The 13,810-nt window shown below is 42.1% G+C and carries 12 protein-coding genes; 3 read left to right on the top strand and 9 right to left on the bottom strand.

Features of this window, described 5'->3' with window-relative positions; all coding sequences use genetic code 11:
• Nucleotides 1–45: 45 nt before the first annotated feature.
• From J3L16_RS14395 to J3L16_RS14415, 5 genes are all read right to left on the bottom strand, one after another.
• Entirely contained in the window at nucleotides 46–471 is a 426-nt protein-coding gene (locus J3L16_RS14395) for a BLUF domain-containing protein (RefSeq protein WP_207613698.1), read from the bottom strand.
• Between the two features lie 114 nt (nucleotides 472–585).
• Nucleotides 586–1,104: a response regulator gene (locus tag J3L16_RS14400; RefSeq protein WP_242698851.1), complete on the bottom strand. Its 519-nt coding sequence runs from the start codon at nucleotides 1,102–1,104 to the stop codon at nucleotides 586–588.
• A gap of 20 nt (nucleotides 1,105–1,124) precedes the next feature.
• Nucleotides 1,125–2,360, bottom strand: coding sequence for a HAMP domain-containing sensor histidine kinase (locus tag J3L16_RS14405; protein ID WP_207613699.1), 1,236 nt, complete (start codon nucleotides 2,358–2,360; stop codon nucleotides 1,125–1,127).
• Between the two features lie 57 nt (nucleotides 2,361–2,417).
• Entirely contained in the window at nucleotides 2,418–4,508 is a 2,091-nt protein-coding gene (locus J3L16_RS14410) for a TonB-dependent receptor (protein WP_207613700.1), read from the bottom strand.
• A gap of 121 nt (nucleotides 4,509–4,629) precedes the next feature.
• The gene (locus tag J3L16_RS14415; protein WP_207613701.1) at nucleotides 4,630–5,817 is read right to left on the bottom strand and encodes a multidrug effflux MFS transporter; all 1,188 of its coding nucleotides are present in this window, start codon (nucleotides 5,815–5,817) and stop codon (nucleotides 4,630–4,632) included.
• 103 nt (nucleotides 5,818–5,920) lie between these two features.
• On the opposite strand from J3L16_RS14415, the gene J3L16_RS14420 reads away from it, so the two are divergent.
• A complete protein-coding gene (locus tag J3L16_RS14420; protein ID WP_207613702.1) occupies nucleotides 5,921–6,856 on the top strand; it encodes a LysR family transcriptional regulator in 936 nt (311 codons plus the stop codon).
• Nucleotides 6,857–6,864: 8 nt separating this feature from the next.
• On the opposite strand, the gene J3L16_RS14425 is transcribed toward J3L16_RS14420, so the two are convergent.
• Nucleotides 6,865–7,809 (bottom strand): helix-turn-helix domain-containing protein, encoded by a 945-nt coding sequence (locus tag J3L16_RS14425; protein WP_207613703.1) that lies wholly within the window; start codon nucleotides 7,807–7,809, stop codon nucleotides 6,865–6,867.
• A gap of 127 nt (nucleotides 7,810–7,936) precedes the next feature.
• Between J3L16_RS14425 and J3L16_RS14430 the strand changes: the two genes are divergently transcribed.
• A complete protein-coding gene (locus J3L16_RS14430) occupies nucleotides 7,937–8,341 on the top strand; it encodes a nuclear transport factor 2 family protein (protein ID WP_207613704.1) in 405 nt (134 codons plus the stop codon).
• Between the two features lie 205 nt (nucleotides 8,342–8,546).
• On the opposite strand, the gene glmS is transcribed toward J3L16_RS14430, so the two are convergent.
• The 3 genes from glmS to glmU all read right to left on the bottom strand — a co-directional run bounded on the left by glmS (nucleotide 8,547) and on the right by glmU (nucleotide 12,609).
• Nucleotides 8,547–10,379, bottom strand: coding sequence for a glutamine--fructose-6-phosphate transaminase (isomerizing) (gene glmS, locus J3L16_RS14435; protein ID WP_207613705.1), 1,833 nt, complete (start codon nucleotides 10,377–10,379; stop codon nucleotides 8,547–8,549).
• 12 nt (nucleotides 10,380–10,391) lie between these two features.
• Nucleotides 10,392–11,162, bottom strand: a complete 771-nt coding sequence (locus tag J3L16_RS14440; protein ID WP_207613706.1) for a DeoR/GlpR family DNA-binding transcription regulator — start codon at nucleotides 11,160–11,162, stop codon at nucleotides 10,392–10,394.
• 85 nt (nucleotides 11,163–11,247) lie between these two features.
• The gene (gene glmU / locus J3L16_RS14445) at nucleotides 11,248–12,609 is read right to left on the bottom strand and encodes a bifunctional UDP-N-acetylglucosamine diphosphorylase/glucosamine-1-phosphate N-acetyltransferase GlmU (RefSeq protein WP_207613728.1); all 1,362 of its coding nucleotides are present in this window, start codon (nucleotides 12,607–12,609) and stop codon (nucleotides 11,248–11,250) included.
• A 238-nt stretch (nucleotides 12,610–12,847) separates the two neighbouring features.
• On the opposite strand from glmU, the gene J3L16_RS14450 reads away from it, so the two are divergent.
• Entirely contained in the window at nucleotides 12,848–13,633 is a 786-nt protein-coding gene (locus J3L16_RS14450) for a transporter substrate-binding domain-containing protein (protein WP_207613707.1), read from the top strand.
• Nucleotides 13,634–13,810: the final 177 nt, after the last annotated feature.

The following is a 13,810-nucleotide window of genomic DNA, read 5'->3' on the forward strand; positions in this document are numbered from 1 at the left end:
GAATCAATAGTAGCATAAAAAATAAACAGCTTGAAGTTTCGGATGTTATGAATTTTTCTGAAAATACAACAATAATTTTACAAGTTCGTCATGATACTGAGAATTTGATACAAGAGTAAATTCTGGCGAGAAAAAATCTACGAATTTAGACGGCATACTGAAAGAGTCATCTAGAGAGAAAAAACCCATTGACCAATTTGGAAAGAACCGCTCCTCACAAGGCTGAAGGTGTTCCAATAACTTTATTTTAAAATGGCGAGGGTCGTGTTCTATTGCTTCAAATACGGCGTTGATGTTTTCTAGCTTTCCTTCAAGTACTTGTAGAAAGGTTTTATCTTTATAAAGTAACAAGCCGGTTATATCTAATTGCTTGTTTTTTGGTCTTATTTGTTCTAAAAGCACATTGAAATCAGGCATATTCAAGAGCCGCACGGAACGAGATACGTATGTAAGACGGTGTAAACCACTCATAAAAAATCCTTTTTCAGCTGAGGTTTGCCTAGTTTAAAAAGAGGGAGCATATAAAAAGATAGCATAGTTCATAATTTCGGCGACTTATTCCATGCTATTTGATGATTAATGGCATTAAATCCAGTGGGGTTTTTTTTGGAGCTTTCGCTGAAGTGTTCGTCTATGCATATTTAACACTCTTGCCGTGGCAGAGATATTGCCATTTTGTTCTTTCAGTATACGCTGAATGTGCTCCCACTCTATTTGAGAGGCTGAAAGTGTTTCTTCTAATGGTGCACCAAATGTCCTTTGGTTACCAAGGCAAGACAACAGTGTTGAAAAATCCAAAGGTTTCGTTAAGTAATCGTCTGCACCATTTTTTATTGCTGCCACAGTACTGGCAATACTTGCATAGCCTGTGAGCATTAATACTTTTGCGTTTGGCCACTGGACTTTGATACGAGGTAAATAGGGAATAGAAGACTCCGTACCTAGATTCATGTCTAACAACAAATAATGCCAATTATGTGTATCGGTAAACAACTTATTTAAACTATAAAAAGCATGGGCATTATGGCCTTGTTTAGTTAGTCTGCGGCTTAATGTGTCTGCAAAAACAGAATCATCATCTAAAATGGCTATATTCAACGACATACAACACTCTTATTTGTTTTTTAGTTCGTTAGCGCTAAACAGATAGTGATCATTGAGCCCGAAGGGGTATTTTCTAATGTCACTTCTCCACCCATTCGCTCAATTCCTGCCGCTGCTAATGCAATACCAATACCTAGGCCATTTTCACTCTCTATAAATTGTTTGCCTAAAGAGTCATTCATTTTTTCAGTAAATCCTGGGCCATTATCGAGTATATGAATACTAGCATGTTGGTTACCACTCATGCCTGCGATTAAGGTGATTGTCGGCTCCTGCTCGTTAGAACAGGCTATTGCAGCGTTGTCCAAAAGATTGAGTAGCGAAAACATCATATTTTGGTCAGTATTTACGTAGGTATTCTCTAAGTTAATCTTGTAATCGAATGTCACTTCATTGTGGCCTACCCACCAGTCTTGGCAGAGTTGCGTTAACCAGAGTTGAAGGTCAACACGCTCAATGAGGTTGGGGTCTTTTTGCCGAGATTTTATCACTTGAGATTGCAATACGGATTGACACCTTTCCAGCTGGTGTTTGGCTTCGATTAGGGATGAGGGAGCTTGATTAGGATGATCTTCAAACCACTCTTCCAGTAATAGCTTAGCTGAAGCTATTGGTGTAGCGATTTGGTGTGTGGTGTTGGCAGATAAGGTAGCCAAAGCGACAATTTGTTTTTCTCGCCATTGCTGCTCTTGTAATTGAACGAGTTTTTTTTGATTTCTACGCAGTAAATTAGCTTGATGAGAAATGAATCCGGTTAAAGTAACAACAGCTACACAAAATGTGGTTAGCATTCCAAGTAAATGAGATGACATATCAGAATTATCATGAGACAGGTGTCCAAGATGTATTTGTTTTAGTTGTAAATACATTAGTAAGCTGTAACTCAGTATCGCTAAAGCGGTTAGACCCCAAGCGAGTGACCGCCTTGATGACAGACTGCCAACTAAGGCCGGTAAAAATAAAATGGAGATTAAACCGGACAAGACTCCGTCAATAAAATGCAAAACCCAGGTCATAAAAAGGGTGTCACAAGTTAAGCCAAAAGCGAGTTGATGTCGCAACGAAAAATTGGGGTTCGTATAGCTCAGAAGACTAAATTGAACTGTGTAAAGCGTTAAAATACCCCAGTACACAATGTCTACAGAGTAAAACCACCCCAACGCAATGGCGATAAATATAAGTAGCCAGCGAGCCCAAAACAGCCAGTTTTTGGTTGATTGAGAAAGACTAACCGTAAGTTTGAGCTGTTTTGGCATATATTGTCTTAATCCTCGCAGGCTTAACTATCCATGTTTACACAACGACGATTCTACTTAAAATGAGGCTTGTAAACCAACATAGAATGATCGTGGTTGACCAGGATTGAGTATCGCGTCATCTTCACTGGCTCTTTCTCTTACCCCATGATTGGCAATAAACTCTTGGTCGAATAAGTTTCGAATTTCTGCAAATACACGCCAATCCTTATTACTCCAACCCGCTCGAAGGCCTACTAAAGTGTAGTCGTCAACTACAAAAGTATTGGCAAAGTCGGCGAATCGTTTATCTATCCAATCCAATGTTGGGCCTGCATAAAACCCGTTTTCAGCGCGATAAATTAGCTCGGCTTTAATCTGGTATTCAGGCGCAGCAGGCAATACGTTATCACCGTATATAGGGTCGTTATCGAACTCAAAACGGTTATATGTAAAGCTTAACAAAGGATCTATTCGATTATTGGAATTGCCAAGTTTGAAGCTAGCGCCAAAAAGAGTTTCTAAGCCCGCATGAATAGTGCTGTCGACATTCGTTGCTAAACTGGTGTTGGGAGCATTTGGGTCTTCAACAGATAAAATTTCGTCATTAAGTTTCGTGTAATATGCGGTTATATCCCAGTTCCAAGTTAGATTACTGTTTAACGTTTGCTGGCCTCTTGTACCCACTTCAAATACAGTGCCATCCATAGCATCTAGACTTTGTTGGCTCTGGCTGACTTCGTCTTCTAATTCAAAATTTGTTGGTGGTTCGTATACTCGAGAGATATTTGCAAATACGCTGGCATTGTTATTAACCGCGTAAATTAACCCTAAGCGTGGGTTAATACTATCGAAAGTACCGCTGGGCGCACGCACTGAGTCGTCAGACACATCAATGCTACTGATGTCTCGGGTAGCAGTCACTACTTGGGTTCCGCCAACGAGTGTCCATTTGTCGGCAAATTGCCAGCGATCTAATGCAAATAACTCTAAACTCTCGGCGCGATTATCAATTAATGTTGTAAGGCCGTTTGGTCTTCCGTTGAGGTTGCGAAAATGCTCGCCATCTACCCGGTTTCTACCATAGTTTGCACCGAATAATAGGTCGTGTTTCCCCCATTGCTGTTGGTAGCGTATATTCGCCGCTACATCTTGATGATTCGTGTCTATCAATAAACTGAATACTTCTACTGGATCTGCGGGACCGGGGCCATCGAAATCAACAAATATTTGGTCGACAATTGGATGAAATAAACGTTGTTGTTCGATTGAAAGGCCTACTTGTAAGTTACTAGTGTCATTAATATTCCAACGAGTAACGTTCGCTAAACGCAGGGTTTCAACGTCTAATTGAAAATTACCACTTACCGCAGTTGAACCTGCTTGGTCAGGGTCTTCTTGTACTTGGGCTCGGGTTAGTGAGCCTGGTAGTTCTTGATCGTTTTCTACATAGGTAACAAAGAAACGTGTAGATACATCCTTATGTAAGCGAACGCCAAAATTTGCATAGATACCTGTTCTTTGTTGTTCGTTTTGCTCGCGAAACCCGTCCCAGTCTTTGCGTTCAATAGTCACTAGACCATCGTAGTTTTCATTGAAAACCTTACTAAATGTAACCCTTTCTTGAAGTAAACCATGGCTGCCGCCATTGATGAATACTTCTGTGCCTGAAGTATCGTGAGCTGTAGGTGATACAAAATTAACAGCACCACCGAGTGTACTTGCTCCATACTTAATACCATTGGCTCCTCTAGCAAAAACGGCATATCTAGAGGCTAGTGGGTCGATAATTCGGTTGTGATTATTGCCGTCAGCTGTGGTTACAGGCAAGCCATCCTGCAATAGTTTTATTCCATTCATATCAAAGTCAGAAGCATCTAAATTAGAACCTCGACTGCTAAAAAAGATACCGTCGCTACCAGCATCACTGCTTGATGTGACACCTGGAACATAGCGCAATACATCGGCGAGGTTGGTTATGCTTGCTTCTTGTAGTTTGTCTATGTCGATGAGTGTCACTCCGCCAGGCGTCAAATGAATTTCTTGACGGTCGGCTTCAATACTAGAACGAACCCCATACACCTCGATAGTCTCGAGTGGTTCTTCAGCAATAACGGCAATGGAATAACAAGCTAATAGGGTAGGGATAAATAAAGTGCGGTAAGTCATAACATTATAATTTTTAACGATTGGTATGCTATTTTAACGTGGTACAACCATGTTTCCGATGTGGCAAATTGTCGCATGTGATGGGCTTCAACTCTTGATTTAGATCAACAGACAGATGCTATTAATCGGCAATATCAACAAAAGTGATTTTTTTCTTCACACTGGAATTTTTGTATAAGCAGTACATGGGAAATAGGCTTAACATTAATATGATTAACTGTTCCGCGGCATTAAGCCCCGTTAGTTGCAGTACGCCTACAATGACCGATGCGCCAGTCATTTGAGCTAAACCCAGCAGTGCTGAAGCAGAACCCGCTTTGTCGCCAAATGGCGCAAGCGCCTGACCTGCACAGGAACCCATAATTAAAGAAAACCCAACCGAGCTCATCATTATGGGGATCATGAACCCCGCAGGATGTTCCCATTGCAACAGCGTTGCCATAACTAGCCCAGATGATATGAGCGTGAGCATTCCAAACCCAATGGTTGGTCTTGGGCCCCATTTAAGTAATGCTTTAGGGGCAAGTAAGCAGGCCGCGATATTAAACAGCGCATTAATGCTGAACCAAAATACAAAACCTTCTCGGTCTAAGCCTAAATTCACCATCAACCAGCCGGGCGCTGATGTTACATAAGCTATGATAACCGCCATAGCCAGCATAACGACTGACGCATTAAAGAGGAAAACAGGGTGGCGGATAATCAAAGAATAGGCTTTTGCGTCTAATAATTTAACTTCTGCTTTATTGGTTGGTTCTTGAGTTTCTTTTAACGCAAAGGCAATAATTATTCCTGCAAAAACGGCATATCCCGCCATAAACTCAAAGTTGCTGCGCCAGCCAAAATACGTTGTTAACGCATTACCCAAAAGAGGTGCTAGCGCGGGAATACAACATATAGCACCATTTAAATAACTGTACATTATGCCGCTTTGAATGGCGTTATAGCGGTCTCGAACACATGCAAAAGCGGCAACCACAATCGCACAAGCGCCTAGTCCTTGTAATAAACGAGCAAAGAGTATGAGCTCTATAGTCGATGCAAAAATGACGAGAGCGGAAGATAAACCGTAAATGACAATGCCAACAAGGGCGATAGGTTTACGGCCGTATTTATCGGCTAGTGGACCACTGATTAACTGGCCGACACCCAAGGCTAAGAGAAACACGGTTATGCTCCAGCTCATGGTGTCTACAGACACAGCTAAAGACTCTGCCATAACGGGTAACGCAGGTAAGAAAATATCAATTGCTAATGGACTAAATAGCACCATTAAAATTAATAAAGGTAATAAGCGTGAACCAGTCATTCCTTGCTCCGACTCATAAAAGGTTGTTAAGACCGCGCAAGTGTAGTGTATTAGCGTTATGAGTAAAAATGAATTATTGTTATTTTAATTATTCCAATTTGGAATGCTTGTGAAAGATCTAGATTTAAAACTATTACGTGTTTTACATACTTTATTTGAAGAACAAAGTGTTACCTCGGCTGCGCGACGTTTAAATTTAAGTCAGTCCGCGGTCAGCAAACATCTTGCTCGTTTACGGGATATGTTTGATGACCCCTTGTTCGATCGCACAGCCCAAGGATTAAAGCCCACTCCCAGAGCAATAGAGTTGTTTCCTCAACTACGCCAGTTGTTATCTCAATTTGATCAGTTCGCTCGCCCCAGTGCTTTTGATCCCGCTGTGAGTGATAGACGTTTTCGCATTGATTTACTCAATACTGCGTACTCATTAACCTTCCCTCATTTCATGCCGGATTTACTTTCCAAAGCGCCTAATGTGAAGTTACTAACGCAAACGTGGGAACAGCACAGCTTAGACAAATTACTTAAATGTGAGATAGACATTGGTATTGCTTGTCGTGAGTGGGACGAGCGTTCGCCTTTGCATATGCGCTATATTCCGCCGGATTTATATCACACAACGTTAATACGTGAGCATTCGCTGTGCTTGGTACGAGAAGATCACCCAGCGTTAAATAAACCGTGGAACTTAGATAGCTTTTTGTATTACCGGCATATTCAGGTAGTGATGGGAGGACTAGAGCAATGGTTGTTAGATGATGTGCTATTAGAACAAAATATTACGCGGGACATTGCGATAGAAATGCCGGATTTTCACTGCGCTATGAGTTTATGTGAACAAAGCGATTTGATACTTTGCGCCCCCGCTAGGCATGCAAACAACATGGCATCTCATTTCAAATTACGCACCTTGCCAATGCCTATCGAATTTGAATCTGGTGCTTATGTCATGCTTTGGCATAAGCATTTTGAAAAAGACTTAGGGCATAAGTGGCTGCGGGATTTAATTACCCAAAGCGTTAAACAAGCCATCGTGTAGTGGCGTTGTTATCTTTGAAATTGCGCTCTGTACGTCAAAGGGCTGACTTTAAAGTGACGCTTGAAATGTAAGCGCAGTAATTCAGGGCTGCGAAAACCCGCTGCAATGGCAATTTGATCCACGTTATTGGTGGTTGTTTCTAATAGTTCTCGTGCTAAAGATACTCTTTCCAATGTTAACCAAGCCAAAGGCGTTTCTCCGGTAGAGTTTTTAAAGCGCCGCAGCAAGGTGCGTGGCGACATACCAATTACGTCTGACATTCTTTCAATTGGCCAGTTTTCATTTAGCTTAGTGCGAATTTCATCAAGAAAAGGCGAAAATCTGTCATTGGTTTTCAATGTGGGCTTTGGAATAAACTGAGCTTGCCCACCTTCCCGATGCACTGGCAATACCAATCTGCGAGCGACGCTATTGGCAGTCTCACTACCAAAATCGTTACGCACTATGTGCAAACATAAATCGATCCCCGCAGCAGAACCAGCCGAGGTTAATATTGTGCCTTCATCCACATACAAAACGTCGGGATTAACTTTGGTTTGTGGAAATTCAGCTTGTAACTTATCGGTATAGCGCCAGTGAGTGGTCACATTTTTGCCATCAAGCAAGCCACATTGTGCGGGCAAAAACACACCAGAACATATGGTTGCAATACGAACCCCTTGCTGATTCGCTTGGCGTAAAACACGTTTTAAATCGGCACTGGCTTCACCATCCCAGCCAGGAACAATAATCAAAGACGCTTCAAGCAATGTGTTTAAATCTGTAGACGCATTGACCATTACATTGCCTAAACCCGCAGTTATCTTTGCTTGGTTAACCGAGACAATTTTGTAGTCATACCAGGTGTCTATTTCAGGTCTGGGTAGGGCAAAGATTTCCAATGCAATGGCATATTCAAACATACATAAATTGTTGTATGTCAGTATGACCACTAGTGGGTTGGTTGAGGCCATGGAACAGGTAAGCTCATGAATTTAGTATAATGGCGTAATATTAATCTATATTGTCTTTTTCGCCAATTTTCATTTGGTTTTGTTTTGCTATTGTGTGTTTCATACTCAACATTCAGAGAAAAACAACATGAGCCAACACACAGCAACTGAAAACTATCAGTCACTACTAGCAACAGTTAACACCTATTTCGACGCAATCTATTTTGCCGATGCTAGCTTGTTAGATGTGGTGTTCCATCACACTGCAAGCTTGTTCGATGTTGATGAAGGAAAAATCTTCACCGACCCTATTTGCGATTTCCGAAAAGACGTAGACCAGCGAGACGCACCCGCCAGCATTAAGCAAAGCCGAGCTGAAGAAGAAGTCATCATGATTGATTTTTTGTCAGCAAAAAGCGCCGTGGTTAAATTACGACTCAGAGCCTTCGACAACATTTTTGTTGATCATCTCAGTTTTGTTTTCGATGAAAACAACCAGTGGAAAATAGTCGCAAAAGTATGGCATTTAGAGAAGGTTGATAAGCTGGTTTGAGTTTTGTTGTTGAACATATGTCGATAGAATCGACAGGTAAAGTATATATGTCGATATTATTGGATAATTTCGACACGTTTTTGGTTTGTGTATATTAAATTAACTTTTTATACATAACGCGGGTTAAGTGTATTGTTTTTAAGTGACTTTGCAGCGTGGTGCTACGGGACAAAAAACGCTGCAAAAGCAGCGTTTCTTTTCATCATCACTCAACCGTAACACTCTTAGCGAGATTTCTTGGTTGGTCTACATCGGTCCCCTTGATGAGCGCAACGTAGTAAGACAACAGTTGCAGTGGTACTGTGTAAATGATGGGGGCGATAGGGCTGTCGCAGTGAGGTACGTCGATAACACGCATGGTGTCGTCGCCTTTAAAGTGGGCATCTTTGTCGGCAAATACATACATGATACCGCCGCGAGCTCGCACTTCTTCTACGTTAGATTTGAGCTTTTCTAATAGCTCGTTATTTGGCGCGACCACGATAACCGGCATTTCATCATCAATCAGTGCCAATGGGCCGTGCTTTAATTCACCTGAAGCATAGGCTTCAGCATGAATGTAAGAAATTTCTTTTAGTTTTAATGCGCCTTCCATTGCGATGGGATATTGATCGCCACGGCCTAGGAATAAACTGTGGTGTTTGTCTGCAAATTCTTCAGCTAAATCTTCAATGCCTTGGGTCATTGTTAAGGTTTCTTCTAGCTTCGCTGGCAGGCTGTGCAGGGCATGGGCAATTTCATTACTGGTGTCGCTGCTCATACCATTGTGCTTGCCCAGTGCCATAGTCAGTAGCAAGAAGCCAGCAAGTTGTGTGGTAAACGCCTTGGTTGAGGCTACACCAATTTCTGCACCTGCCCGGGTCATGTAAGAAAGGCTAGATTCACGCACCAACGAAGAACCGGCCACATTACAGATGGCTAAACTCGATGAATAGCCTATTTCTTTGGCTAAACGCAGCGCAGCAAGGGTATCGGCGGTTTCGCCTGATTGAGAAATGGTAATCAGCAAGCTGTTGGGAAGAACCACTGATTTGCGATAGCGAAACTCTGATGCAATTTCAACGTTGCAGGAAACGCCTGCAAATTCTTCTAGCCAATAACGCGCTGTCATCCCTGAATGATAGCTAGTACCACAGGCGACAATTTGAACGTGTTTTACCGATGCGAAAATAGCGTCAGCGCCTTCGCCAAATACATTGTCAGCGATGTCATTACCCACTAAGCGATGCTGTAATGCATTGCGAACTACAGTAGGTTGTTCATGTATTTCTTTTAACATGTAGTGGCGGTAACCACCTTTGTCGCCAGAGTCGTGTTCTACATTGGATTCGATGATTTCTCGTTCAACAGGCGCACCGTTGGCGTCGAAAATACTCACTGAACGACGAGTGATCTCGGCAACATCGCCTTCTTCTAGAAAGATAAACCGGCGAGTTACCGGTAACAGAGCCATTTGATCAGAGGCAACAAAGTTCTCTCCTAAGCCTAATCCTATGACTAAAGGGCTACCTGAGCGAGCAACCACAATACGTGAAGGGTCTTCTTTATCCATCACCACAGTGCCATAAGCGCCATGAAAACGAGCAACAGCTTGTTGTACTGCACCGAGTAAGGTTTCATTGGTTTTCAATAATGAATGTACTGTGTGCGCTATGCTTTCAGTGTCGGTGTCGCTGGTAAAGGTATAACCTTGGCTTTCTAGTCCAGACCGAAGGGTTTCGTAATTTTCAATAATGCCATTGTGCACAACGGCAATACGGTCGGACGATTGATGTGGGTGGGCGTTGTCTTCTGTTACACCGCCGTGAGTAGCCCATCGTGTATGAGCAATGCCTGTACCACCTAAAACAGGAGATGCATCAACAGCATCGGCTAAGGCTTGTACTTTGCCAATACGACGGGTGCGGCTGAAGGTGCCATCGGCTTGTAAAAGTGCCACACCTGCTGAGTCATACCCTCTGTATTCTAAACGTTTTAGGCCTTCTAAAAGAATTTCAACAACATTGCGCTCTGCAACTGCGCCGACAATACCACACATAATGTTCTCCGTTTAGGTGATGAGTTCAGCGCACATTACGGTTACGCCTTGTTGAGTTAATTTTTGTTTGGCCGATTCTTCGATAAGCGTGTCGGTAACCAACACATCGATAGCGGACCATGGCAGTTCGATATTTGGAATTTTCCGCTGAAGTTTTTCAGATTCAGCCATGACTATGACTTGATTTGAGACTTCGGCCATCACTACACATAAATGAGTCAGCTCATTAAATGTAGTTGTACCTCGTTCAAGGTCAAGGCCAGCCGCACCAATAAAGGCTTGGTCAAAGTTATAGGATTTCAGCATTTGCTCGGCCATTTTCCCTTGAAACGCATGAGATTGAGCATCCCAAGTACCGCCAGTCATTAATACGGTAGGTTCGTTTTCACGTTCAAGTAAGGTGTTGGCGACTTGTAGCGAATTTGTCATAACCAACAAGCCCAGCTTCTGGCTTAGTTCTGGTAACAAGGCAGCAGTGGTACTGCCGCTGTCTATGATAATGCGGTTATGATCGCTGATGAGCGATGCGGCGACTTTAGCAATCGACTTCTTTCGAACTGAAACCGTTTCGTTTGAAAGTTCAGACGCGTTTTGTGGTAACAAAACAGCGCCGCCGTACTTTCGAAGTAGCAGGCCGTTTTGTTCAAGTTCAGCTAAGTCTTTGCGAATAGTAACTTCAGAGGTGGAAAACGCACTCGCAAGCGCATCAACAGCAACTTCACCAGTTTGATGAAGTTGTTCTATGATGCTTCTTCGACGTTGTTGCGTGTTTCGTTTCTGCACGTTTATCTTTCGTTATCCTTCGATTTGAAAGTAAATATAACGAATAAATTTCGATGTGCAAGTTTTTTGTTGTTTATTTATTTCGTTAACTTTTCTTTGTGGGGCGTTCCCAGCCTTGTATTGCCCGTTGTTTGGCGCGACTTACTGCAAGTACATTGTCGTCGATGTCTTTATTAATCGTACTGCCTGCGCCTACTGTAGCTCCACTGCCTATGGTTACCGGAGCAACTAGTGCACTGTTTGAACCAATAAATGCATTTTCACCAATGATAGTTTTCGATTTGTTTACGCCATCGTAATTGCAGGTAATGGTTCCTGCGCCTATGTTGGTACGAGCGCCTATATCGGCATCGCCCAAATAGGTGAGATGATTGGCTTTTGCCCCTTCTCGTAGCACGGCATTTTTCATTTCAACAAAATTACCCACCTTTGCGCCTTGTTCCATAATTGCACCAGGGCGTAAACGTCCATAAGGGCCAACATTACACTGTTCCCCAACCTTTGCTTTTTCTAGTAAACTAAAGGCTTCTATGCGGCTGTTACTGGCAACAGTTGAATCTTTAATGACACAATTTGGACCAATGTAAACATTGTCACCTAGGTTGACATCACCTTCTATAATGACGTTTGCATCTATTATAACGTCTTGTCCAACGGTTAAGTTGCCTCGTAAACTAAACTGCGTAGGAGACAATAAAGTAACTCCTTCGGTCATAAGGGCGTCTGCTTGTCTGGCTTGCAATGCTAACTCTATACGAGACAACTGAACGCGGTTGTTGATGCCTTCAACTTCGATTGCGGTATCAGGCTGAGCACTTTGAATACGCTTACCTTCTGAGGCTGCCATGGCAATCACATCGGTAAGGTAATATTCTTGCTGTGCATTGTCATTTGATAATTGTCCTAGCCAGCGTTTTAAATCTGCGCCGCCCATCATCATCATGCCAGTATTAATTTCTTTTATTGTACGCTGTGCTTCGGTGGCGTCTTTGTGTTCAACTATGCCCACAATATTGTTGCCTTCGCGGACGATTCTACCCATACCTGTTGGGTCGTCTAAATCTACTGTTAGCAGCGCTATATCCGCATTCTTTTTCGCTTCTTGCAGTCGTTGAAGGGTCGACGCTTGTATCAGCGGCGCATCGCCGACCAAAACAATTACGTCCTCGTCGTCGGAAATATAAGGCTGTGCTTGCATAACCGCATGGCCTGTCCCGTTTTGTTCTTGTTGCAAGCACCAGTTTAAATTTTCACCTTTTAAGGTTTGCTTTAATTGATCCGCACCATGGCCATATACCAATTGAATAGCACTTGGTGACAGGGTTTCAACCGTATCAATAATGCGTTGGACAATCGGCTTTCCACCTACAGGGTGTAGCACTTTGGGTAACGACGATTTCATACGCGTGCCTTTGCCGGCCGCTAAAATAACAACTGAAAACATAATAAAGACTAGGATTAAACTAAAACTGCTAAAAAGTGTACGCTTTGTCGCTATAAATGCCAGTGTTAACATTATAAAAAAGAAGAATTTTTTGAAAATAGAGATAAGTTCAGAGTTATTTGGCTATTCATAATAGTGAATAAATTTTGAGCTAGGCTACGGTTTTTTGGGATAAGTAGTAACCCGTAAATCCCGTTTACCTTGCTATAATTAACTATCTAAATTGTTGCTAAAGGTATGGATGATTAAAGTAACAGAACAGCTGCCCTTATATAACATTTTGGTTTTACTCTGTATGCTTTTCGCGGCTTGTCACTCGGTGGCAGATGAGTCAGAAGATGACACGAAGTTAGTAACTGGAGACACCTATTTTCCCTATATTAGTGATAGGTTGCCTAATGGTGGGTGGTCCCAATCTATCGTCAAAGCTATTTTTAATAAAATGGGAATGCCGATTAAGATCGATTCTCTACCTTGGTCTAGAGGTTATCAGTGGGCGTATGAAGGGGTTTATTTTGGGACCTTCCCTTATGTTTATAATGACCAGCGCGGTCAAGAATTTTTATTCTCCAACCCGATAAATACCGTTCCTATGCGTATTTTTGTTGCTGCAAATAGTGATATAGGCGATATAGATTCCTTGTCTGGTAAACTACTTTGTTTACCGTACGGTTACAATTTAGACGCTACCTCTGAGCAACTTTTTAAAAAGTTAAAAATTGTGGTTAATCGAGCAAAAGATGCTGCTGGATGTGCAGGCCAAGTGTTAAAAGGGTGGAGTGATTTTGGTTTAACTAATGGGTATTTTGAAGACACAGAACTAAAAGCAAGGTTCGGGTCTGTTGATAGCATTAGTATTTTAGAACAACCATTCGGAGAGGTTTCATTGCACTTTATTATTTCTAGAAATATACCAGATGCAAATACCTACATGCGTAAGTTTAACAATGCATTGTTTGAACTGGAAATTAGCGGAGAAAAAGCCTTAATAGATGAGCATTTTTTGACGTTACTTTCTGGTAAGTAATGTACGATTGAACATCACCGTCTAAAGCACGCTTCGATTAACAATGATTTTAGAGAGCCAATTCTGCTTGCTGCTAAGCTAACAGTTAAAAACAGTATATTTTGCCGTTATACTTGTCAGCGTTGTGTTGCAAAAAGAAGAAATTTTTCGAATATAGGTCGCTATGAGTTATTATAA

Source organism: Alteromonas sp. 5E99-2 (genome assembly GCF_017368475.1).
Lineage (GTDB): Bacteria > Pseudomonadota > Gammaproteobacteria > Enterobacterales > Alteromonadaceae > Alteromonas_F.